Genomic DNA, 21,730 nt, shown 5'->3' on the forward strand with positions numbered 1-21,730 from the left:
TCCCAGCGCCCCTACCCGCACTCGTCCGGGGCCATACGTGCCCGGTGCCACTGATCGCGGGACGAGACCAGACCTGCCCGACGGTTCGTCGGCGACGTCCCGGGGTACCTGCGCCCCACGGGCCCGGTGGGCCCCCACGACACCGCAGATGGAGGAGATGTGACGACCACGATCGACCCCGACACCAGGTCTGCGCTGCTGCTCATCGACCTCCAGGAGGACTTCCTCGCAGCGCCGGGGCTGCGCGAGCAACGCGACGACCTGCTCACCGCCGTCCGGGGATGGATCGACTGGGCGAGCGCCACCGGTTCGCCTGTCGTCGAGATCCGCACCGTGCTCCCCCTCGACGAGGAGACGTGGGCCCTCAACATGCGCGACGACATGCAGCCGGTGGTCCTCGAGGGCACTCCGGGGTCATGGCGCGTCCACGAGCTCGAGGTGGAGCCCGACGTCGAGATCCAGAAGCGACGTGACGACGCCTTCCACCGCACCGACCTCGCGCAGCGGCTGAGCGACCTCGGCGTCGGGCAGGTGGTGCTCGCCGGCGTCTCGACCGAGGCGTGCATCGCGATGACGGCCGCCTCTGCCTACGCCCACGACCTGCGGGTGGTGGTGGCCCGGGACGCCGTGGCCTCGGCCGACAGCACGGCGCACGAGGCCGCGTTGGTGTGGTTGGAGGAGCAGTACCGGGCGCCCGCCCTGACGCCCGCCGAGTGGGGGCGCGACAGCTCCGAGACCTCCGAGAGCTGATCTGCCCACCCGCAGCTCTTGCCGCACGGCGCCTGCAGGTGGAGAGTGCGCAGGAGAGGGTGCGGGCCGCCCGCGTCCGCCCTCAGGGTGGTGGGTCATGGGGGTTCGACGAGTGACCGTGTGGCTGGCGTTGGCCTCCGGCCTGGCATCGGGTCTGGCATCGGTGCTGGTGGGGATTCCCACAGCGGGCGCCGAGACGTCGGGTGCGGCGGCGGCACGGTGGGGTCCGACGCACCGGTTCGAGCAGAACACCCTCGGCGAGTCCTTCGTGCAGGACGGACGAGGGGTCACCACGGTGGTGTGGGGCTCGCAGGCCGGGTGGCCAAAACCGGTCAAGGCCCAGCAGCAGACCGCCCAGGGGCGCTGGCGTGACCCGGTGGAGCTCGGGGAGGGCCACTCCCCCGTCGTGGCGGCCGACAGTGCCGGCAACCTGGTCGCCGCGTGGATCCGCGACGAGCAGGGGCGTACGGCCAGCGTCTGGTCGGCCCGCAAGCCCTACGGTCGGGCGTGGTCGGCGCCAGTGCGTCTCTCCTCCGACCGCGAGGTGACCGGCTATCCCGACGGCGTCAGCAACTACGGCGCCGTCGACCTGCAGGTGGCGGTGCGCGACGGTGGTGCCGCTCTGGTGGCGTGGCGGTGGGGCAGCCTGGAACGGGAGGTTCCGTTCCGGGTGCAGGCGGCCTTCCGTCCTCCGCGCAGGGCGTGGCAACCCGCTCGGACGCTGAGTCGCGGGGCACAGGACGTACGTCAGGTGCGCGCCGACCTCGGTCCGGCTGGCGTCTGGGTGGCGTGGTCGCAGGAGCAGCGACGCGGGCCCGAACGCGTGCTCGTGCGCGACCGCCGTCGTGGGGGCACCTGGTCGGCGGCGACCCGCGTCGGAACCGGCGACCTGGGCGCCCTCGCCCTCACGGCGCCGGGTGAGGTGGTGGTCGTCTTCCGGCAGGCCGGCACGGTTAGATCCGTCGTCAAGCCGCGGGGCCGCCGGTGGCGGACCCCGGTCGACGTGACCGCCCCCGGGGTCCGCGCCCGCGGGTGGTCGGCGGCCGTCAACAGTCGGGGGCAGGCACTGGTCAGCTATCTGGTCGGTCCCCACACGGTGGAGGCGGTGCGCCGAGGCCCTAGGGGCCGGTGGGGCATGGCCGAGTCTCTGGGGCAGACGGGCGAGCGACGGATCGCCGAGACCCTGGCCGCGATCAACGGTGCGGGCGCCGCGGTCGTCGGCTGGCACAACTACTACGGGGTCTGGGCGCGTCACCGCGCACCGCGCGCCTCCTGGGGGCCGACCACCACGCCGCATCGTGACCGCGGTCAGGTCGACGTCCTGGAGTCCGTACGTCTCGGCATCTCCCCCGGCGGACGTCCGGGCCTGCTGTGGGCCCAGGAGGAACGGCCGCTGCGCTTGCGCTACCAGCTCACCCTTGGGCGCTGATCGCCGTGGTGGACCGGGAGGAGCGGCCGTGAGGACCTGGGTGGTCGTCGAGTCGATGTGGGGCAACACCCGGCAGGGCGCGCGTGCCGTGGCCGAGGGTCTCGGTGAGGACGCACAGGTGCTGGACGTGGCGCAGGCCCCGCGGCTGACGGGCGACGTCGACCTGCTGGTCATCGGTGGTCCCACCCACGCCTTCTCAATGTCGCGTGCCTCGACACGACCCGACGCCGTGCGCCAAGGTGGGGCCGCCACCGCCGAGGCCACGGGCATCCGCGAGTGGCTGGCTGCCCAGGAGCGTGCGCCGCAGCTCGCCGTCGCCACCTTCGACACCCGCGTCGCGTCCATGCGCCGGCTACCGGGCTCGGCGGCCCGCGCTGCTGCCCGTGCCGCTGGTCGTCGCCACCTCGGGCATGTCGTCGGACGGGAGAGCTTCTACGTCACGGGCGTCAGCGGCCCCCTCGCCGACGGTGAGGTCGACCGGGCGCGGGAGTGGGGACGTACGCTCCGCAACGCACGGTGACCCAGCGGCTCAGCGCGGGTCGGGCGGGCTCTGCTCGGTGTCCCTCAGCAGGGCGTTGCGCAAGGCGTCCAACTGCTCGCTCCACGCCTCGACGGGCGCCAGCACCCGCTCCAGCACCTCGAGCTGGGCATCGAGCACGGTGAGCTCGGCGGTCATCGCCTGGATGGTGAGGCGCTTGGCATGGATCTCCTGCGTCAGGATGCGCAGCTCCTCACCGACCGTGGGTGCGCCCTCGGCGAACTGCCGCATGGCTGTCACCCACTGCTCCACCGGGCTGACCACGGCCTCGGGCACGACGGCTCGGGCTCCTGCCTCTCCCGCGTGGGCCAGCCAGGCCACCAGCGAGCTCGTCGCGTGCACGAGGGCGTCGGCGCCCGGCGGGAGGTGGAGGCCGGGACGGCGTGGCGTTCCGTCGTCGGAGGGGGACGCGGGCTCTTGCTCGGGCTTCGTCACCTGGGATGACCTCTCGTGCGGGCGGCGCTGGCGGGTGGGTGTCACCCTAGTGGCGTGCTCGGGGCCACAACAGGAGCGTGGTTGCCCCGACCTGGATGGCGCACGGTGGGTGAATCCTGGGCGCCGTGGGTAGCACCCAGTCATGCGACTTCCCCGAATCCTTGGTCTCGTGCAGGCAGGCGGCGCAGGCGGCCGGATGGACGTCCTGACCCTCGAGCACGCCAAGCCTGCGCTCCCCTATGCCGGTGACCACCAGCTCGTCGACGTCTCGCTCTCCACCCTGGCGACCTCGGGCGTGCAGGACGTCTGGTTGTCGGTGCAGTACCAGGCCGGGTCGCTGGAGGAACAGGTGCGCAACGGCCGGCCGTGGGACCTCGACCGCAGCGTCGGTGGGTTCCGGCTGGTCCCGCCGGAGCAGGGCAGCGGCTCGTTGCACGAGGAGGGCATGAACGCGGGCAACGCCGACGAGCTCTACGGGTTGCGCGACCAGCTGCGCGACAGCGGAGCCGACCTCGTGGTGGTGATGAGCGCCGACCACGTCTACCGACTCGACCTGCGCGACGTCGTCGAGACCCATCTGGCCAAGGAGGCGGAGGTCACCGTGGTCTCCACCGACCTCGGCGACACCTTCGCCGAGGACCCGGCCGACCACGCAGTGGTCCAGGTCAACCGGTTGGGTCGCGTCACCGACGTCGCCTACAAGCCCGAGCGCCCCGTCGGCAGCCTCGTGGCAGCCGAGATCTTCGTCTACGAGGTGCCGGTGCTCGTCGAGGTGCTCGAGGAGCTCCACCGTGAGCTGGCAGGTGAGGAGGACGACAGTGGGCTGGGTGACTTCGGGGAGCACCTGCTGCCCCGGATGGTCCAGCGCGGCAAGGCCTTCGCCCACCACCTCGACGGCTACTGGCGCGACCTGGGCCAGCCGCACCACTACCTCAACGCCCACCTCGAGCTCATCGACCACGGGCTCGAGCTCTTCGACGGGACGTGGCCGCTGCACACCTCCCACCGCCCGCACCCGCCGGCGCGCGTGGGTTCGGGCGCCCGGGTCGAGGACAGTCTGCTCAGCCCCGGTTCACGGGTGGCAGGCACCGTGCGACGCAGCGTGCTGGGCCCGGACGTGGTGGTCGAGGAGGGAGCCGTGGTGGAGGAGTCGGTCCTCTTCGGTGAGGTGGTCGTACGCTCCGGGGCCCGGGTGCGGCGCAGCGTGGTGGACACCGGGTGCGAGCTGCTCGACGGCGCCGACGTGGGCGCCGCGGACATCGACCTCACCGACCCCGACGCGATCGTCCTCGTCGGCCGCGACAGCCGGGTCGCCTCGGCGTTGCCACCGGGGGCACGGTTGGCGCCGGGCACCACCGCTTGATGGCTTCAGAAGCCGGCGAACGTCAGACCCGCACCGTGTGGTCAAGCTGCGGCGCGGCGGCGACGAGGCGACCGCGGGCCCAGAGGCGGTGGATCAGCACGGCGGCCACCAGGGCGCCGAGCACGCCGAGACCCAGGTCGCTGAGCGTGTCGGCGTAGGCGAACCTCCGCTCGGACGAGCCGCTGATGAAGGCGAAGAACTCGCCGATCTCCCACGCGATCGCCCCCGTCGCCCCCACCGCGAGGGCGCGCTCGACCACCCGGCCCAGGGTCACCGAACGGTGCATCGTCAGGAGGATGACCGCCGCGGCCAGCAGCCCGGTGTTCATGAAGTGCATCCAGTCGTCGAACCAGACGATGGAGTCATACATGTCGAGTCGGTTGCCGAGGATGTCGGTGAAGCAGGTGATGGTGACCAGGAAGTCGGCCAACCACGGGAACGAGGAGCGCTCACGCCAGTGGACGTACCAGATCGCCGGGACCGTGAAGGCGAGCAGCGGGTAGACCACGGCCCGCACCCCGGCGGCCTTGTCCCTCATGTTGCTGTCGTCGGGGAAGAGCAGCGCAAAGACCAGCAGGAGGACGAGTCCGGCCTTGGCCGACACGTTGGCCAGCCGCAGGGTCGACGGGATCGGGTAGCGGCCCACAGCCAGCTCTGACATCCCGCCTCCTGCTTGCGTCACCGGGGCGCGGTCTGCCTCGGTGCGACCATGATTGTGTCACTGCGGCCCGTCCCCCGAGCGCCCGCCGCCCTGCTGGAGTGTCGGGCGTCACGCCTCACGTCGTCGCGGGATGGATCTCCACCTCGGCGGCCTTGACGACGAACTGCGCCCGCATGCCGGGCGCGAGCCGTAGCTCGGCCACCGCAGCCGGGGTGATGTCGGCGTGCAGGTCGTCCCCCCGCACACGCACCAGGTCTCCGTGAGGCTCCAAGGTGGAGACGGTCACCTCGACGACGTTGCGCGGTGACCCCGGCACGGTGTCGAGGTGCACGGCCACGGCGGCCGGCCGGAAGAGCGCGACGACCGGGGCACCGTCACCCACCCCGGCCTCGCGCAGGGTGCCCTGCAGGCGGCGACCGTCCCGAGTCCGTACCCCCGACCCGTCCCAGGTGCCGGCCACGAGGTTGAGGCCCGCGATCCGGGCGCCGAACCGGCTGCGGGGCCGCGAGAGCACCTCGTGGGTGGGGCCGTGCTCGACCACCCGCCCCTCCTCCACCACGGCCACCGCGTCGGCCAGCAGCACCGCGTCGAGCACGTCGTGGGTGACGATCACCGCGGTGCGCTCGGCGAGCACCTCACCCAGCACGTGCCGCAGGGCCGGCGTGGCGTCGACGTCGAGCGCGGCGAAGGGCTCGTCGAGCAGCACGAGGTCGGGCGCAGCGGCCAGCGCGCGGGCCACGGCGACGCGTTGGGCCTGACCACCCGAGAGCTGCGAGGGCCGGCGCTGGCCGAGCGCCTCCAGACCCACACGGTCGAGCCATTCCTCGGCGATCTCGCCGGCCTGCGTACGCCCGCTGCCGCGGCTGCGCGGCCCGAAGGCCACGTTGTCGCGGACGGTGAGATGGGGGAAGAGGTCGGCCTGCTGGGCGAGCAGGCTGACTCGACGCCGGTGGGCGGGCACCCAGGTCCGGGCGTGACCGTCGACGACCTCACTCAGCACTCGACCGCCGAGCGCGATCCGGGCGTCGTGGGGGCGCAGCAGACCTGCAACGGCGTGCAGGATCGTGGACTTGCCGGCACCGTTGGGGCCGAGCACCGCGAGCGTCGACCCCCGGGGCACGTCCACAGTGACGTCGAGACGGCGCTCCGGCACGACGAGGGAGATCTGCAGACTCACGTCGCCCCCCGTCGCCGCGCGGTCAGCCCGATGACCAGCACTGCGACCACCACCAGCAGCAGGGACAGCGCCACCGCCGCGTCAGGGTCGGCCTCACGTTGCAGGTAGATCTCCAACGGCAGGGTCCGGGTGACTCCCTGGAGGCTTCCGGCGAAGGTGATGGTGGCACCGAACTCACCCAGGGCCCGGGCGAAGGCCAGCACCGTGCCGGAGAGCAGCGACGGCACCACCAGAGGCAGGGTGACCCGCCACAGCACCCGGCTGGGGCTCGCGCCGAGGGTGGCGGCCACCACCTCGTAGCGGTGCCCGGCGGTGCGCAGCGTCCCCTCGAGGCTGAGCACCAGGAAGGGCAGCGCCACGAAGGTCTGGGCGATGACGACAGCAGCGGTGGAGAAGGCCACCTGCACGCCGAGCACCTCCAGGCTCTCCCCGAGCAGGCCCTGACGCCCGAACGTGTGGAGCAGCGCGATGCCGCCCACCACCGGCGGCAGCACGAGGGGCAGCAGGACCAGGGCCCGCAGCACGCCCAGGCCCGGCAGTCGGGTGCGTGCCAGCACGAGCGCCAACGGGACGCCCAGCAGCACGCAGCAGACGGTCGCGAGGCCGGACGTACGCAGACTCAAGGCGAGGGCTGCCCGCGACGACTCGCTGGTCACGAGGCCGAGGAAGTCCGACCAGTCGACCCGAATGAGCATCGCCAGCAGCGGCAGCAGCAGGAAGGCCGCCCCACCGAGGGCGGGCACGTACACCCAGCGGGGCACCGCGGTCCCCGCTGCAGGGGTGGTGGCAGTGGCCCGTGTCGGGGTGCTCATGGCGTCACGGCCGCGCGAAGCCGGCGTCGTCGAGCACCTGGCGGCCCCGGGGCCCGACCACGAGGTCGAGGAACGCCTTCGCCAGGTCGGGTTGGTCGCTTTCGGTGAGCGTGGCGACGGGATAGGTCGTGACCACGTCGGCGGCCTGCGGCACGGTGACACCGTCGACGCGGTCCTCGCCAGCGAGGACGTCGGTCACGTAGACCAGGCCCGCGTCGGCCTCTCCGACAGCGACCTTGGCCAGCACGTCGCTGACGCTCTGCTCCTCACTCACCGGTCGTAGATCGAGGTCCGCGGAGCGGAGCAGCTCGCGCGCCGCTAGTCCGCACGGCACCTGGGGCGCGCACACGACGGACTGCACCCCGTCGCGGGTCAGGTCGGCCAACCCGGTGACACCGGCGGGGTTGCCGGGCGGCACGGCGATCCGGAGCGTGTTGGCCGCGAAGGCGACCGGCCCGTGGTCAACGAGCCCGGCGTCGACCACGCGGTCCATGGTGGTCGTGTCAGCAGAGGCGAAGACGTCAGCCGGAGCGCCCTGCTCGAGCTGGGCGGCGAGGTCGGAGGAGCCGGCGAAGCTGAAGACCACGTCGACGTCGTCGTGCTCGGCCTCGAAGAGCTCCCCGAGCTCGGTGAAGGTGCCGGAGAGCGAGGCCGCGGCGTGCACCGTCAGGGTGGTGGTCCGCGACTCCTCGGCGCTGGTGCAGCCGGTCAGCCCGACGACCAGCACGACCGCGGCGGACGTGGCGAGAGCGGCGACGGGTCCACTGCCCCGGCGTCGATCGCTCACTGGTCGCCGGCCTCGTGGGCGACCTCGACCACCACGTGGGTGGCCTTGGTCGTCGCCACCGCCGCGGAGCCCAGCTCGAGGCCCAGCTCGCGGACGGCTTCGCTGCTCATCAGTGAGACGACGCGGAAGGGTCCGCACTGCAGCTCGACCTGAGCCATCACCGAGTCCATGCGGATGTCGGTCACCAGCCCGACGAACCGGTTGCGGGCCGAGCTCGTGGTGCCCGTCGGCAGGCCGGGAGGTGCGGCCTGGTCGCGGGCGACCATGGCCACCTCATAGCCGTCGACGACCTTGCGGCCAGAAGAGTCCAGGTCGGCCTGCAGGAGCCCGCGGTCGATCCAGCGACGCAGGGTGTCGTCGCTGACCCCCAGATGGGTGGCAGCGTCACGAATCCTCATCTTCGGCACGCTACCACCCTACGTGTTCCGCACATGAGGATCCAGGATTCGCTTCCGGGCTCGAGTCGCGTGGGCACCCGGCCACCATCCGGAAACCGTTCGGATCGCGGCCCTGTTCTCCGCCGCAAGGCTTCCCTAGAGTCGAAGCATGCCTCTCGAGACCCCCGACGTCGTGCAGCTCGAACCCCAGGAGGCGCTCGCCATCCGCGGGGTGGTGGCCCGTGACGAGATCGGCGGCTTCCTGGGCGAGGCTTTCCAAGAGGTCGCCTCGACCGCCCAGGAGTCCGGACTCGTCATCACGGGACCCCCTTTCGCCTACTACCCCGAGCCGCCGGGCGACAGCATCACGGTTGATGCCGGCTTCCCCGTCTCCAGCCCCGCGGACCCCTCAGGCAGGGCGCGCCGCCTCGTCCTTCCCGGGGGCGCCGTCGTGATCGCGACCCACGTGGGGCACTACGACGCCATCGCCCAGAGCTACGAGGACTTGGAGCGCTGGGTCGGCGACCGAGGTCTCACGCCTGGCACCAGCGCGTGGGAGACCTACGTGACCGACCCGGACGATGAGCCGGACCCCGCCGGGTGGCGGACGGTCATCCACTGCCCGCTGACGGGAGCGGAGGGCCCGTGAACGCCGAGCTCGAAGCCCGTCGTGTGGAGCGTGAGTCGTCCCGAGTGATCAGTGCCCACGCCCGCTCCTGGCAGTTGGTCTCCGCCCTGCGCGTCGAGGACTTCGACGTCGCCCACCTCGGGCGGGCCGACCAGGTGATCCTCGACATGGAGGACGCGATCGACGACCGGCTCAAGCAGCAGGCCCGCGACCACGTGCTCGAGTGGTTCGCCGGTGGCGGCAAGGCGTGGGTGCGCGTCAACGACGTGACCACACCGTTCTGGTCCGACGACCTGTCGGCCCTGGCGGGCTCGCCCGGTGTCCTGGGGGTGATGTTGGCCAAGACCGAGTCGGCGGAGCAGGTGAGCGTCACCCACCACCGGTTGGGCGGCCACGTGCCGGTGATCCCGTTGGTGGAGTCGGCACTGGGCATCGAGGAGGCGACGTCGATTGCTCGGGCGCCGGGGGCCCACCGTCTCGCCTTCGGTTCGGGCGACTACCGCAAGGACACCGGCACCGCCAACGAGGCCGTCGCGATGGCGTACCCCCGGACCCGCCTCGTGCTGGCCTCCCGCATCGGCGGGCTGACCGGCCCCATCGACGGCCCCACCGTGGGCTCCGTCCACTCGTTGCTGCGCGAGCAGTCCGAGGACGCGGTCGTGCTCGGCATGACGGGCAAGCTCTGCCTCGACCACGAGCAGCCCGCGGTGATCAACGAGGAGTTCAGCCCCTCCCCCGCCGACGTGGCCTGGGCGGTCGACTTCCTCGAGAAGTTCGAGGCAGGCGGGCGCGTGATCCGCGACGGCTCGGACAAGCCGCGGCTGGCGCGGGCCGAGCTGATCACTCGGCGAGCGTCCTACTTCCATGTGGATCCGCGCTGAGCGGACCTCATGGAGGAAGACCGTCGATACTGCAGGTGGCGCGGCTTAGACGGCGACGGCAACTGTCCTTAGGTACGACTTTGCTGGGCAGACGCGGTTGATCGCGCGGTATCCCCTACTGAGTCTGGACCCCTGCCAAGAAGGGCTCGGAGGTGTGAGAGGTCAAGTCCAGGGGCGTGGTGTACGAGGTTGATCCCTCGGTTGGGCGTGTCGGTTAGGCCGTGAGGGCCTGGGGTTCGGGTTCGGTCAGCTCCTCGACGACGGCGTTGTCGACGGCTTGGGCGCGGGTGAGGACCGCGACGCCGAGATTGCCCGCAGACTGTCGGCCCTGGTTTCGATGCCGGTCCCCGACACTCAGTGAATGTGGCGGTCCAAGACTCCCTCGTCCCCCGGCCGGATGAGGGCGAGGGTGTGAGACGGAACCGGTTTCCCCATTTGTCAGGAAGCCCACCCGCGGGCGGTACCACCCTCACGTCCTGCGCACTGACGCCCCATCCCAGACGACCACGTCCCCGTTGCCGACCACACCTAGGTCGGCCCCGCCGGGCAGTAGTCGAAAGAACTCACCGTGACCCACGACTACGTGCGTCGTTCCAGACGCCAACCCTGCGAGCGCGACCTGCGCTCGGAGCCGTACACGGCCCGCATCCTCCACTCCTCCATGGGCGAGTGCCAGCTTGGACGCCCTGGCCGTCCAAGCGAGGGTGCGGGCGTGCTTCGTGCCTTGGAACAACCCAAAGGAGCGCTCTCGGAGCCGAATGTCCTCGCTCCGGCCGGCTCCCAGGAGCTGGGACAGGATTTCGGCCCCCTCGACGGCTCGGTCCAGATCACTTGACGTGACGAGCCCGACCTTCCTCCCTGACGTGAGGCACCTGATTCTCTCGGCGGCCGTGACCATCTGCTCGCGTCCCCGCGCGGTGAGTCGGGGATGGGCGGTCTGTCCTTGCGTCACACCGCGGACGTTCCACTCCGACTCCCCGTGCCGCACGAGGTACACCAACTCCTGCACGCGGCCCATTCTCCCGTAGGCTGCTGGCGACCCACGGTGCAGGAACCCGGTGAGACTCCGGGGCGGTTCCGCCACTGTGACCAGGCTCTGATGCCTGGCAGCCAGACACTGGCCGTGGGTGAATCCGACCGCTACACGGGGCGAGAACCCCGGAGGAGGAACCCGGCACATGGCCGCGTCCGCACACGTCTGCCTGCTCTCCACGTCCGACACGGACCTGCTCTCGGCGAGGGCCAGTGGCGCGAGCTACGCGCTCGCCAACCCGTCCCGCAGCACTGGCAGCGAACTCGACGCCGTCGTCGAGGACGCGGACCTCGTCGTCATCCGCCAGCTGGGTTCGCCCCACGACCTGTGGGACGGGCTGGCCGCCGTCCGCGCCGCCGGCACTCCCCTCGTCGTCCTCGGTGGGGAGCAACAGCCGAGCGCCGAGCTGATGGAACTGAGCACGGTCCCGATCGGTGTGGCTGCGGAGGCGCACCGCTACCTCGCCGAAGGCGGACCCGTGAACCTGGCGCAGATGCACGCCTTCCTCTCCGACACGGTCCTGCTCACCGGTGAAGGCTTCGAGCCCCCGACGGCCGTGCCGACGTGGGGCTTCGCGGAGCGGAGCCCCACCGACCCGGCGCTGCCGAAGGTCGGGATCCTCTACTACCGCGCCCACCAGGCGAGCGGGAACACCGCCTTCGCCCACGCACTCGCCGACGCCGTCGACGCCACCGGACAGGCGGTCGGCGTACCGATCTTCGCGGGCTCGCTGCGCAGCGCGCCCGACGAGCTGTTCGACGCCCTCGGTCAGCTCGATGCGCTGGTGGTGACCGTCCTGGCGGCCGGCGGCAGCGTGCCCGCCTCGGTGAGCGCCGGAGGCGACGACGAGACCTGGGACGTGGAGCGGATCGCCGCGCTCGACATCCCCGTCCTCCAGGGTCTGTGCCTGACCAGCAGCCGCGAGGAGTGGGAGGCGAACGACGACGGCGTCACGCCGCTCGACTCCGCCAACCAGATCGCCATCCCCGAGTTCGACGGACGCATCATCACCGCTCCCTTCTCCTTCAAGGAGATCGACGAGGAAGGACTCCCCCGCTACGTCGCCGACCCGGAGCGCTGCGCCCGGGTGGCCGCGATCGCGGCCAACCACGCCCGTCTGCGGCACCTCCCGAACGCCGAGAAGAAGGTCGCCCTCGTCCTGTCGGCATACCCGACGAAGCACTCCCGCATCGGCAACGCCGTGGGTCTGGACACCCCGGTGTCCACGATCCGTCTGCTCCGCCGCCTCCGCGACGCCGGGTACGACCTCGGCGAGCCCGGTGCGGTGCCCGGTCTCGACCTCACCGACGACACCGAGGCCGGCGACGCACTGATCCACGCGATGATCGCCGCAGGCGGCCAGGACGAGGAATGGCTGACCTCGGGTCAGCTCACCGACGCGCACGTACGGATCAGCGCCGAGCAGTACCGCCGCTGGACCGCGCACCTGCCGCAGGGTCTGCGCGACTCCATGACCGAGGCGTGGGGCGAGGCGCCCGGCCAGCTCTTCGTGAACGACGCCGACGAGATCGTGATCGCGACGCTGGTGGCCGGCAACGTGGTCATCATGATCCAGCCGCCGCGCGGCTTCGGCGAGAACCCCGTCGCGATCTACCACGACCCGGACCTGGCCCCGACCCACCACTACATGGCCGCCTACCGGTGGCTGGAGGAGTCGCCCTCGTCCGGTGGCTTCGGCGCGCACGCCGTCGTCCACGTCGGCAAGCACGGCTCGCTGGAGTGGCTGCCGGGCAAGAACGCCGCGTTGTCGGCCGAGTGCGGCACCGACGCAGTGCTCGGCAACCTGCCCCTCTTCTACCCGTTCCTCGTCAACGACCCCGGTGAAGGCGCGCAGGCCAAGCGCCGCGCCCACGCCACCATCGTCGACCACCTGATCCCGCCGATGGCGCGCGCCGAGACGTACGGCGACATCGCCCGCCTCGAGCAGCTGCTGGACGAGTACGGCAACATCGCCGCGATGGACCCGGCCAAGCTGCCGGCGATCCGTGGCGAGATCTGGCAGCTGATGAAGGCCGCCGAGATGCACCGCGACCTCGGTCTCGACGAGCGTCCGGACGACGAGGAGTTCGACGACTTCCTGCTGCACGTCGACGGTTGGCTGTGCGAGATCAAGGACGTCCAGATCCGTGACGGCCTGCACGTTCTCGGGCAGGCGCCGACCGGCGACGCCCTGGTCAACCTGGTGCTCGCCGTGCTGCGGGCCTCCCAGGTGTGGGGCGGTGTCGGCAACGCCGTTCCCGGCCTGCGCTCCGCGCTCGGCCTGTCCGACGGCGCAACGACCGCCGAGGTCGACGCCTTCGAGGCCGAGGCCCGCCGACTCGTCCAGGCCCTGGCCGACGCCGGTTGGGACCCCGCTGTCGTGCCGTCTCTTCACGAGGACGACGGGGTACGGGCCGCGCTCACTTTCGCCGCCACCGAGGTGGTGCCCCGACTGGCCAGCACCACCGACGAGATGGACGTCCTGCTGCACGCCCTCGACGGCGGCTACGTGCCCGCCGGCCCGTCCGGTTCACCGCTGCGGGGTCTGGTGAACGTGCTCCCCACCGGCCGCAACTTCTACACCGTCGACCCGCGCGCCATCCCGTCGCGCCTGGCCTGGCAGACCGGTCAGTCGATGGCCGAGTCACTCGTCCAGCGCTACCTCGACGAGACCGGCGAGTACCCCACGTCGGTGGGCCTGTCGGTATGGGGCACCAGCGCGATGCGTACCTCCGGTGACGACGTCGCCGAGGTGCTGGCACTGCTCGGCATACGCCCCGAGTGGGACGACATGTCGCGTCGCGTCAACCGGCTGCAGGTGATCGACCTGGCCGAGCTGGGCCGTCCCCGCATCGACGTCACGGTCCGCATCTCCGGGTTCTTCCGCGACGCCTTCCCCCACGTGGTGGCAATGCTCGACGACGCCGTGCAGCTGGTGGCGGAGCTGGACGAGCCGGACGAGATGAACTTCGTCCGCGCCCACGCCCGCGCCGACCTGGCCGAGCACGGGGACGCACGTCGGGCCACCACCCGCATCTTCGGCTCCAAGCCAGGTTCGTACGGGGCGGGCATCCTTCAGGTCGTCGAGTCGGGCTCCTGGCGTGACGACAACGACCTGGCCGAGGTGTACACCGCGTGGGGCGGGTTCGCGTACGGACGTGGGCTGGACGGCGTGGCCGCGGCCGACGACATGCGCACCGCGTACCGCCGCATCAAGGTGGCTGCGAAGAACGTCGACAGCACCGAGCACGACATCGCCGACTCCGACGACTACTTCCAGTACCACGGCGGCATGGTCGCCACCGTGCGGGCGCTCACCGGCGCGGACCCGAAGGCGTACGTCGGCGACTCCACCTCCCCCGACGCCGTCCGCACCCGGTCGCTGCAGGAGGAGACGAACCGGGTCTTCCGGGCCCGGGTGGTCAACCCGCGGTGGATCGGTGCGATGCAGCGCCACGGCTACAAGGGCGCCTTCGAACTCGCAGCCACCGTCGACTACCTGTTCGGTTTCGATGCCACCGCCGGTGTCGTCCACGACTGGATGTATGAGTCATTGGCCAGCTCGTACGTGCTGGACGAGACGAACCAGCAGTTTCTGCGTACGTCGAACCCCTGGGCGTTGCGCGGCATCGTCGAGCGGCTGCACGAAGCTGCGGAGCGCGGCCTGTGGGCCGAGCCCGACCCGGAGACGCTGTCCCAGCTGCAGAAGGTCTACCTCGAGGTCGAAGGAGACCTGGAGGACGACGCGTGAGTGCCCACGTGCACGTGGTCGGGTTCGGCACCGGGCCCGACCACCTGACCCGCGACGCGGTCCGTGCGCTGCTCGACACCGACTACGTGCTCGCCGTACGCAAGCACGCCGACGACGAGCTGCTGCGGGTCCGCCGCGCGATCTGCGCGGAGTTCGAGGTCGAGCTGGTCGAGGTGCCCGACCCGGAGCGCGACCGGGACGACCCGGCCGACTACCCCGCCGCGGTGCGGGACTGGCACGCCGCGCGGGTCGCGGCGTTCGCCGACGTCGTGGCGGCGCGCGGCGGACGCGCCGCCTTCCTGGTGTGGGGCGACCCGTCGCTGTACGACTCGACCTTGCGTGTGGTGGAGGGCATGGCGGCCGACCCCCGTCTCGCGGGCCTCACCTGGGACGTCGTGCCCGGCATCAGCGCACCCCAGCTGCTGGCCGCCCGGCACCGGATCGTGCTGCACCCGGTGGGCGCTCCCGTGCACGTCACCACGGCCCGCCGGCTGCGCGACACTCTCGCATCGGGTCAACGCAACGTGCTGGTGATGCTGGGGTCGGAGGCGAGCCTCGACCAGCTCGACGAACTGCCCGACTGGAAGATCTGGTGGGGCGCCAACCTGGGCTCGACCGGCGAGCAGCTGGTCGCGGGCACGGTCCGCGAAGTCCTGGGCGCCGTACGCGAAGCCCGTGCCCTGGCCCGCACCCAGGCCGGCTGGGTGATGGACGTGTACCTGCTCCGGGCCCCCGAAGGCGACGCGTGAGCGGGCTGCTGGTCGCCGGCACCACCTCGGATGCCGGCAAGTCGGTCGTGACCACCGGTCTGTGCCGCGCCTTCGCGCGCCGCGGGGTGCGGGTGGCGCCGTACAAGGCGCAGAACATGTCGAACAACTCCATGGTCTGCCAGGACCCGGCCGGGGGCACCGCCGAGATCGGCCGGGCCCAGTGGGTCCAGGCGCTCGCGGCCCGGGTGACCCCGGAGCCCGCCATGAACCCCGTCCTCCTCAAGCCCGGCTCCGACCGGCGCAGCCACGTCGTGGTCATGGGGCACCCCGCTGGCGAGGTGTCGGCCACCGACTTCGCCACGGGGCGACGACACCTGGCGCAGGCGGCGCACGCCGCGTACGACGACCTCGCGGCCCGCTTCGAGGTCGTGGTGGCCGAAGGGGCCGGCAGCCCTGCGGAGATCAACCTGCGCTCCAGTGACTACGTGAACATGGGGCTCGCCCGGCACGCCGACCTCCCGGTGGTGCTGGTCGGCGACATCGACCGTGGCGGTCTCTTCGCCTCGATGTTCGGGACGCTGGCGTTGCTGGAGCCGGCGGACCAGGCACTGTTGGCGGGTTTCGTCGTCAACAAGTTCCGTGGTGACGTGGGCCTGCTGCGGCCGGGTCTCGACCAGTTGGAGCGGATGACCGGGCGGCCGGTGCACGGGGTCCTGCCCTGGCACCCTGACCTCTGGCTCGACTCCGAGGACGCCCTCGATCTGGAGGGGCGTCGCAGCCGCACCGGGGCCCGGGTGCGGGTGGCGGTCGTACGACTCCCCCGGATCAGCAACTTCACCGACGTCGACGCTCTCGGCCTCGAACCGGAGCTCGACGTCGTCTTCGTCTCCGACCCGCGCGACCTCGCCGACGCCCACCTGGTCGTGCTGCCCGGGACGCGCGCCACCCTTGCCGACCTGGCGTGGCTGCGCTCCCGCGGTCTCGACACCGCGATCACGATGCACGCGGCCGCGGGTCGCCCGGTGCTCGGAATCTGCGGTGGGTTCCAGATGCTGGGGCGCAAAGTCCACGACCCCGAAGGGGTCGAAGGCGACGCCGGCGCCTGCGCCGAGGGGCTGGGCCTCCTCCCGGTCAGCACCACCTTCGCACCGGAGAAAGCGCTGCGCCTGCCCACAGGCGAGGCGCTGAGCTCAGCTGCCGAGGGGTACGAGATCCATCACGGGCGCATCACCCGCGACCCGGACGCCGAGGAGTTCCTCGGCGGCGCCCGTGCCGGTCAGGTCTTCGGCACCATGTGGCACGGAAGCCTCGAGGGCGACGCGTTCCGAGCGGCCTTCCTGGCCGAGGTGGCCGACCTGCCGCCCTCGGGTGCCAGCTTCCCCGCCGCGCGGGAACGTCGCATGGAGCTCCTCGCCGACCTCGTCGAGGAACACCTGGACGTCGACGCGCTGCTGGGGCTCGCGCGCAACGGGGCACCGGCGTCGCTGCCCGTCCTCACCGTCCCCGCACTCCCCCAGGAAGGCACGCGATGAAGGTCCTGCTGCTCGGCGGCACCGCGGAGGCGCGCGACCTCGCGCGGCTCCTCGTCGAGGCCGAGGTGGACGTGACCTCGTCGCTCGCCGGCCGCGTCGCCCGCCCCCGCCTGCCGGTCGGCCCGGTCCGCATCGGTGGTTTCGGTGGCGTCGAGGGGCTGCGCGCTGCGCTGGCGGCGTACGACCTGGTGGTGGACGCCACGCACCCGTTCGCCCGTGGGATGAGCGCAAACGCGGTGGAGGCCTGCACCATCGAGCAGGTGCCGTTGCTGCGGTTCGAGCGTCCCGGGTGGGAACGCGACCCGGCATGGACGTACGTCACCTCGCACGACGAGGCCGCGCAGGTCGCGGCCGCCCTGGGGCGGCGTCCGTTCCTGACGGTCGGCCGACAGGAGCTGGCCCGGTTCGTGGCCGACCTGCGCGAGGCACCGGTGCTGGCACGCGTCGTGGACGCCCCCGACATCGATCTCCCGGCGACGTGGAGTCTGCTCACGAGCCGGGGGCCGTACACGCTCGAGGGCGACCTCGCGGTGATGCGCGAGCACGGCACGGACGTGCTGGTCACCAAGGACTCCGGTGGCACGTACACGTGGCCCAAGATGGAGGCCGCGGCACTGCTCGGCGTCGCCGTGGTGGTCGTGGAACGACCGGAGCCGGACCCCCGCGCGCAGGTCGTGCACGCGGTGGGCCCGGCTCTGGAGTGGGTGCTGTCGCACCGCTGAGTCAGGCGGCGACCTCCGGGGTCGCGGTGACCCGTCCGAGCAGCCACGTGAGGGCCACACCCAACGTGCCCCACAGGGCAGCAAGAGTGAACAGCGAGGAGATGCGAAACTCCCACAGCACGTCGGCGGGGAACTCACCGAGCTCGTTGACCGCAGGCATCGTGATGGCCGCGACGGCCACCACCGCGACGTACGCGACGCCGGCCACGACGACACCGGTCCAGGCGTCCCGCGACCGCAGCGGACACGCGGGTCTCGCTCCACCGCCAGCACGGTGTCACAGCAGCGCGACTGTGCCGCATTCTCACCGGCGTCCGTCGTGTCCAAGTGCACAGTACGCCACTGGACGTGGGGTGCGGACTCCCACTCCCGCGGTGATACGTTTCATCGCGTCGTGGTGCACGGGAAGCCGGTTCGAAGCCGGCGCGGCCCTCGCCACTGTGAGCGCGGAGTTCCGCGACCTCACCGACACTCCGGTGTCGGGACCACTGGGTGCACACCTGGGAAGGTCGGTCGCAGGACGTCGATGCGCGAGCCAGGAGACCGGCCACGGCGCGTTCAGTATCCAACGAGGTCCTTGGAGAACAGACCCCATGATTCGTCCCACCACCGTGCCCGGATTGTCACTCGCCGCAGGCGCCGTCCTGCTCCTCGCCGGGTGTGCCGGCGCCCCGATGAAGGAGTCCGGCGCCGCCGGGAGCAGCGACCGCTTCCCCGTGGAGCTCGTCAACTGCGACCAGCAGGTCGTCGTGGAGTCCACGCCCGAGCGTGTGGTGACCCTCAATCAGGGAGCCACTGAGGTGGTGCTCGCCCTCGGTCTGGGCGACCGCCTGGCCGGCACTGCCTACCTCGACGACGCGATCTCGGACCGATGGGCCGAGGAGTACGAGCAGGCACCGGTGCTGGCCGAGGAGTACCCCACCCACGAGGCTGTCCTGGAGGCAGAACCCGACTTGGTGTACGCCTCGTACGCGTCCGCCTTCGACAAGGGCGTGGCGGGTGATCGATCCGTCTTGGCAGACTCCGGCACGCAGTCGTACCTGTCGCCCTTCGGATGCCCGGATGAGAGCCAGCGGCCGGCCCCCACCTTCGACGCTGTGTGGCAGGAGCTGAGCGAGGTCGCAGAGTTGCTCGGCGAACCCGAGAGGTCGACGGCGCTCGTGTCCGAGCAGAAGGAGACGCTCAGCCGCGTCCGAACCCAGGCACCAGGTGAGGGCCTGACCGCCCTGTGGTACGACTCCGGCGACAAGACCCCGTTCGTAGGTGCTGGCGAGGGCGGACCGCAACTGATCCTTGACGCGGTGGGTGCGGAGAACATGTTCCACGACGTGGACCGGGGCTGGGGCGAGGGCAGTTGGGAGGACGTCCTGGCCACGGACCCCGACGTCATCGTGCTGGCCGATGCCAGCTGGTCATCGGCGCAGGAGAAGCGGGCCTTCCTGGAGAAGGACCCGGTGTTGAGCGAGTTGACCGCGGTGAAGAAGGGCGCGTTCGTGACCGTGGCCTACTCCGAGGCCACGCCGGGAGTGCGCATGGTCGACGGCGCTGCCTCGGTGGCTCGTCAGCTGGCAGATCTCGAGCTCGGGCAGTGAGTGTGGCCCGCCTCGCGGTGGGCCGGTCGGTGATCGTGGTGACTCTCGCCTCCACGGCCCTCGTGGCCAGCGCCGCGGTTGCTCTGGCGCTGGGCTCGGTGGACGTTCCCTTGGAACGAGTGCTGGCCGTGCTCAGGCGCAGACTCGGTGCGGGAGGAGAGGTCACGATCCTGGAGGACCAGCTCGTCTGGCAGTTGAGGCTTCCCCGCGTCATGGGCGCCATCGCGGCGGGGGCCGTGCTCGCGCTGTGCGGGGCCGTCCTCCAGTCCCTCACGCGCAACGACCTGGCCGACCCGTTTCTCCTCGGCGTCTCCAGCGGAGCCACGGTGGGGGCGGTGACCGTCATGGTCCTGGGCATCGGTGTCGGCGGGCTGGTGGCGAGCGCGGCCGTGTCCGCCGCCGCCTTCGCAGGGGCACTGGCCGCGCTCGCCGTCGTGCTGGTGATCGCAGCAGCAGGAGGTCAAGGGCTGACCCCTCACCGGACCGTGCTCGCCGGCGTCGCGGTGGCCTACCTGTGCAGCGCCTACACCTCAGTCGTGGTCATCATGCACGCCGAGGGTGACGCCGCCCGCAGGGTGCTGAGCTGGACGCTCGGCTCGCTCGCGGGACTCCGCTGGGACAGCGCCCTGGTCCTGCTGGGTGCGGCAGTGGTGGCGATGGTGTGGTTCTTCGCCTACGCCGATCGACTGGACGCCTTCACGTTCGGCGAGGTGTCCGCGCAGTCCTTGGGGGTGCCCGTCACCGCAACCCGCTGGGTGCTCATGGTGGCCACCGCCCTGGTGACAGCGACAACGGTCGCCTACGTCGGGGTGATCGGCTTCGTGGGGTTGGTCGTTCCTCATCTCGTACGGCCGGTGGTGGGCCACCATCACAGAGCCGTCCTGCCCGCCTCGGCCGTGGGCGGTGCGCTCCTGCTGGTCTGGGCCGACACGGCCGCACGTTCGCTCGTCGACCGTCAAGAAGTTCCCGTGGGTGCACTGACCGCCCTGCTGGGTGTACCCGTCCTGATCTGGTTGATGGCCAGGAGGCCCCGCACATGACTCATCGCGACCTGTGCGTGCACACCTCAACCCCCGACGTGCGCGCAAGCGGTGTCGTCGTCCGGCTCGGCGGCGACGTCGTCCTCGGCGACGTCGACCTCGTGGCCCGAGGTGGTCGGGTGACTGCACTGCTGGGACCCAACGGATCCGGCAAGACAACCCTGCTGCACGTCCTGGCGGGTCTGCGCACTCCCGAGCGCGGCACGGTCGTGGTGGGGGACGTCGCGATTCGCTCGTTGTCGCACCGCCGCCGTGCCCGGACCATCGCCCTGGTCGAGCAGCATGCCAGCACGACCACAGACCTCACCGTGCGTCAGGTGGTCGCGCTGGGTCGCCTCCCCCACCGACGGATGCTGGGCGGCACACGCAGCGACTCGGGGGCCGAGGTCATCGACAAGGTCATGGACCTCGTCGGACTCACGCATCTGGCCGACCGCGGGTGGACCACGCTGTCCGGCGGTGAGAGGCAGCGCGCCCACCTGGCCCGCACCCTGGCCCAGCAGCCCCAGGTCCTGCTCCTGGACGAGCCGACCAACCACCTGGACCTCGGACAGCAGCTGCGGTTCCTCGCCCTGGCCCGAGACCTCGGCCTGACCATCATCGCCGCGCTCCACGACCTCGAGCTGGCGACGGCGTTCTGCGACGACGTGGTGGTGCTCGACCACGGACGTGTCCACGGCCAGGGGCCCGTCACCTCCACCCTCACCGCCTCGTTGCTGCGCGAGGTCTACCACGTCGAGGCATCACTGGACCCTCACCCGCGCCTGGATCGTCCTCACCTGATCTGGGACCGGCACGTCAAGGAGAACCCATGACCGTCCACGTCCTCGTCGGCACCTCTCTCGCCGATGCCGCGCGCCGTCACGAGCTGCACGACCTCTCCCGCCACCTCGGTGCCGAGCTCGCCTTCCTCCAGCTCGCGTCGCCCACCCTGACCGACCTGCTCACGAGACTGGCCGACGAGCGAACTGAACGCGTGGTCCTCGTCGGGGTCAGCGGAGGAACCAAGGGTCCGGGAGTCTCGTGGTTGCGCAGGATCGCTGCTCACTGGTGGCGAGACCAGGGAGAGCGCGGCCCGGAGGTGGCGACCGCGCCCGCTTTCCTGGACGACGTGTCGCAGTGGTCCCGGTTGGTCGAGCTGGCCCGGCCGATCACCCACGGCGGTCCGGGGCTCGCGTCCGCAGCGTGGGAGACCGTCCCGGGCCACCGTCACCAGGTCTTCGTCTGCCGGGGGCCACGGTGCAGCGCAGCTGGGGCCGAGAAGACCTCCACGCAGCTCGTCCTCGCGCTGATGCGCGCTGGTCTGGGCGACGACGACGTGCTGGTGACACAGACGGGCTGCCAGTTCCCCTGCAACCACGCGCCGGTCGTCACGGTTCAACCCGACGACGTCTGGTACGGCAACGTGGGCGAGGCTTCAGCGGACGACATCGTGAGGGGGCACCTCGTGGGTGGCGTTCCGGTCGCGCGACTCCGGTTGCCTCGGGGTCGCACGACGTGACTGTCCGGCCT

General features: G+C 71.4%; 23 protein-coding genes and 2 riboswitches. Of the genes, 15 read left to right on the forward strand and 8 right to left on the reverse strand.

All coding sequences use genetic code 11. The features are described from left to right. Positions 1–37: 37 nt before the first annotated feature. The 4 genes from IEQ44_RS17740 (at position 38) to IEQ44_RS13850 (ending at position 2,699) form a co-directional block, all read left to right on the forward strand. Complete coding sequence (locus tag IEQ44_RS17740) at positions 38–163, forward strand: hypothetical protein (protein ID WP_264674486.1); 126 nt, start codon at positions 38–40, stop codon at positions 161–163. Next, the gene (locus tag IEQ44_RS13840) at positions 160–750 is read left to right on the forward strand and encodes a cysteine hydrolase family protein (RefSeq protein WP_193639056.1); all 591 of its coding nucleotides are present in this window, start codon (positions 160–162) and stop codon (positions 748–750) included. Before IEQ44_RS17740 ends, IEQ44_RS13840 begins: the two co-directional genes overlap by 4 nt. Positions 751–847: 97 nt before the next feature. Continuing rightward, a complete protein-coding gene (locus tag IEQ44_RS13845) occupies positions 848–2,179 on the forward strand; it encodes a hypothetical protein (protein ID WP_193639057.1) in 1,332 nt (443 codons plus the stop codon). Between the two features lie 28 nt (positions 2,180–2,207). Continuing rightward, positions 2,208–2,699 (forward strand): flavodoxin family protein, encoded by a 492-nt coding sequence (locus tag IEQ44_RS13850; protein ID WP_193639058.1) that lies wholly within the window; start codon positions 2,208–2,210, stop codon positions 2,697–2,699. Between the two features lie 9 nt (positions 2,700–2,708). Here IEQ44_RS13850 and IEQ44_RS13855 read toward each other — a convergent pair whose 3' ends face one another. Continuing rightward, positions 2,709–3,197: a hypothetical protein gene (locus IEQ44_RS13855; protein WP_193639059.1), complete on the reverse strand. Its 489-nt coding sequence runs from the start codon at positions 3,195–3,197 to the stop codon at positions 2,709–2,711. Positions 3,198–3,294: 97 nt separating this feature from the next. Between IEQ44_RS13855 and IEQ44_RS13860 the strand changes: the two genes are divergently transcribed. Next, complete coding sequence (locus IEQ44_RS13860; RefSeq protein WP_193639060.1) at positions 3,295–4,515, forward strand: glucose-1-phosphate adenylyltransferase family protein; 1,221 nt, start codon at positions 3,295–3,297, stop codon at positions 4,513–4,515. Between the two features lie 22 nt (positions 4,516–4,537). Here the strand turns inward: IEQ44_RS13860 and IEQ44_RS13865 are convergent, their stop codons facing one another. The 5 genes from IEQ44_RS13865 to IEQ44_RS13885 all read right to left on the reverse strand — a co-directional run bounded on the left by IEQ44_RS13865 (position 4,538) and on the right by IEQ44_RS13885 (position 8,350). After that, a complete protein-coding gene (locus tag IEQ44_RS13865; RefSeq protein WP_193639061.1) occupies positions 4,538–5,176 on the reverse strand; it encodes a DUF2238 domain-containing protein in 639 nt (212 codons plus the stop codon). A gap of 115 nt (positions 5,177–5,291) precedes the next feature. Continuing rightward, complete coding sequence (locus IEQ44_RS13870) at positions 5,292–6,353, reverse strand: sulfate/molybdate ABC transporter ATP-binding protein (RefSeq protein WP_193639062.1); 1,062 nt, start codon at positions 6,351–6,353, stop codon at positions 5,292–5,294. Continuing rightward, positions 6,350–7,165 (reverse strand): ABC transporter permease, encoded by an 816-nt coding sequence (locus IEQ44_RS13875; protein WP_193639063.1) that lies wholly within the window; start codon positions 7,163–7,165, stop codon positions 6,350–6,352. Before IEQ44_RS13875 ends, IEQ44_RS13870 begins: the two co-directional genes overlap by 4 nt. Positions 7,166–7,169: 4 nt before the next feature. After that, positions 7,170–7,952: a molybdate ABC transporter substrate-binding protein gene (modA, locus tag IEQ44_RS13880; protein WP_193639064.1), complete on the reverse strand. Its 783-nt coding sequence runs from the start codon at positions 7,950–7,952 to the stop codon at positions 7,170–7,172. Next, positions 7,949–8,350, reverse strand: coding sequence for a TOBE domain-containing protein (locus IEQ44_RS13885; protein WP_227487491.1), 402 nt, complete (start codon positions 8,348–8,350; stop codon positions 7,949–7,951). The genes modA and IEQ44_RS13885 overlap by 4 nt, the downstream gene beginning before the upstream one ends. Positions 8,351–8,498: 148 nt before the next feature. Here IEQ44_RS13885 and IEQ44_RS13890 point away from each other — a divergent pair, with 148 nt between their 5' ends. Both IEQ44_RS13890 and IEQ44_RS13895 read left to right on the forward strand, forming a co-directional pair. Continuing rightward, the gene (locus tag IEQ44_RS13890; RefSeq protein WP_193639066.1) at positions 8,499–8,978 is read left to right on the forward strand and encodes a GyrI-like domain-containing protein; all 480 of its coding nucleotides are present in this window, start codon (positions 8,499–8,501) and stop codon (positions 8,976–8,978) included. Continuing rightward, on the forward strand, positions 8,975–9,838 hold the full coding sequence (locus tag IEQ44_RS13895; RefSeq protein ID WP_193639067.1) for an HpcH/HpaI aldolase/citrate lyase family protein: 864 nt from the start codon (positions 8,975–8,977) through the stop codon (positions 9,836–9,838). Before IEQ44_RS13890 ends, IEQ44_RS13895 begins: the two co-directional genes overlap by 4 nt. A gap of 469 nt (positions 9,839–10,307) precedes the next feature. Here IEQ44_RS13895 and IEQ44_RS18070 read toward each other — a convergent pair whose 3' ends face one another. Next, on the reverse strand, positions 10,308–10,856 hold the full coding sequence (locus IEQ44_RS18070; protein WP_193639068.1) for a histidine phosphatase family protein: 549 nt from the start codon (positions 10,854–10,856) through the stop codon (positions 10,308–10,310). A gap of 8 nt (positions 10,857–10,864) precedes the next feature. Continuing rightward, positions 10,865–10,978, forward strand: a riboswitch (cobalamin riboswitch). Positions 10,979–11,016: 38 nt separating this feature from the next. Between IEQ44_RS18070 and cobN the strand changes: the two genes are divergently transcribed. The 4 genes from cobN to IEQ44_RS13920 are packed head-to-tail and all read left to right on the forward strand — an operon-like array spanning position 11,017 to position 17,586. Next, positions 11,017–14,622 carry a cobaltochelatase subunit CobN gene (cobN, locus tag IEQ44_RS13905; RefSeq protein ID WP_193639069.1) on the forward strand — a complete coding sequence of 1,202 codons (3,606 nt, stop codon included), beginning with the start codon at positions 11,017–11,019 and terminating at the stop codon, positions 14,620–14,622. Beyond that, positions 14,619–15,371 carry a precorrin-6A synthase (deacetylating) gene (gene cobF / locus IEQ44_RS13910; RefSeq protein ID WP_193639070.1) on the forward strand — a complete coding sequence of 251 codons (753 nt, stop codon included), beginning with the start codon at positions 14,619–14,621 and terminating at the stop codon, positions 15,369–15,371. Before cobN ends, cobF begins: the two co-directional genes overlap by 4 nt. After that, complete coding sequence (locus tag IEQ44_RS13915; RefSeq protein WP_193639071.1) at positions 15,368–16,864, forward strand: cobyric acid synthase; 1,497 nt, start codon at positions 15,368–15,370, stop codon at positions 16,862–16,864. The genes cobF and IEQ44_RS13915 overlap by 4 nt, the downstream gene beginning before the upstream one ends. After that, positions 16,861–17,586 carry a cobalt-precorrin-6A reductase gene (locus IEQ44_RS13920; RefSeq protein WP_193639072.1) on the forward strand — a complete coding sequence of 242 codons (726 nt, stop codon included), beginning with the start codon at positions 16,861–16,863 and terminating at the stop codon, positions 17,584–17,586. Before IEQ44_RS13915 ends, IEQ44_RS13920 begins: the two co-directional genes overlap by 4 nt. A 1-nt stretch (position 17,587) precedes the next feature. Here IEQ44_RS13920 and IEQ44_RS13925 read toward each other — a convergent pair whose 3' ends face one another. Continuing rightward, positions 17,588–17,827, reverse strand: a complete 240-nt coding sequence (locus IEQ44_RS13925) for a CbtA family protein (protein ID WP_227487509.1) — start codon at positions 17,825–17,827, stop codon at positions 17,588–17,590. Positions 17,828–17,964: 137 nt separating this feature from the next. Beyond that, positions 17,965–18,152, forward strand: a riboswitch (cobalamin riboswitch). Between the two features lie 27 nt (positions 18,153–18,179). Between IEQ44_RS13925 and IEQ44_RS13930 the strand changes: the two genes are divergently transcribed. Genes IEQ44_RS13930 through IEQ44_RS13945 form a run of 4 tightly spaced genes read left to right on the forward strand, consistent with a single transcriptional unit; the run spans position 18,180 to position 21,719 of the window. Then, positions 18,180–19,178 carry an ABC transporter substrate-binding protein gene (locus IEQ44_RS13930; RefSeq protein ID WP_193639074.1) on the forward strand — a complete coding sequence of 333 codons (999 nt, stop codon included), beginning with the start codon at positions 18,180–18,182 and terminating at the stop codon, positions 19,176–19,178. Positions 19,179–19,180: 2 nt separating this feature from the next. Further along, positions 19,181–20,218: a FecCD family ABC transporter permease gene (locus tag IEQ44_RS13935; RefSeq protein WP_193639075.1), complete on the forward strand. Its 1,038-nt coding sequence runs from the start codon at positions 19,181–19,183 to the stop codon at positions 20,216–20,218. Further along, positions 20,215–21,033 carry an ABC transporter ATP-binding protein gene (locus tag IEQ44_RS13940; RefSeq protein ID WP_193639076.1) on the forward strand — a complete coding sequence of 273 codons (819 nt, stop codon included), beginning with the start codon at positions 20,215–20,217 and terminating at the stop codon, positions 21,031–21,033. The genes IEQ44_RS13935 and IEQ44_RS13940 overlap by 4 nt, the downstream gene beginning before the upstream one ends. Further along, positions 21,030–21,719 carry a (2Fe-2S) ferredoxin domain-containing protein gene (locus IEQ44_RS13945; protein ID WP_193639077.1) on the forward strand — a complete coding sequence of 230 codons (690 nt, stop codon included), beginning with the start codon at positions 21,030–21,032 and terminating at the stop codon, positions 21,717–21,719. The genes IEQ44_RS13940 and IEQ44_RS13945 overlap by 4 nt, the downstream gene beginning before the upstream one ends. Positions 21,720–21,730: the final 11 nt, after the last annotated feature.

Origin of the sequence: Nocardioides malaquae (assembly GCF_015070385.1) — a bacterium.
Classification (GTDB): Bacteria; Actinomycetota; Actinomycetes; order Propionibacteriales; family Nocardioidaceae; genus Nocardioides; species Nocardioides malaquae.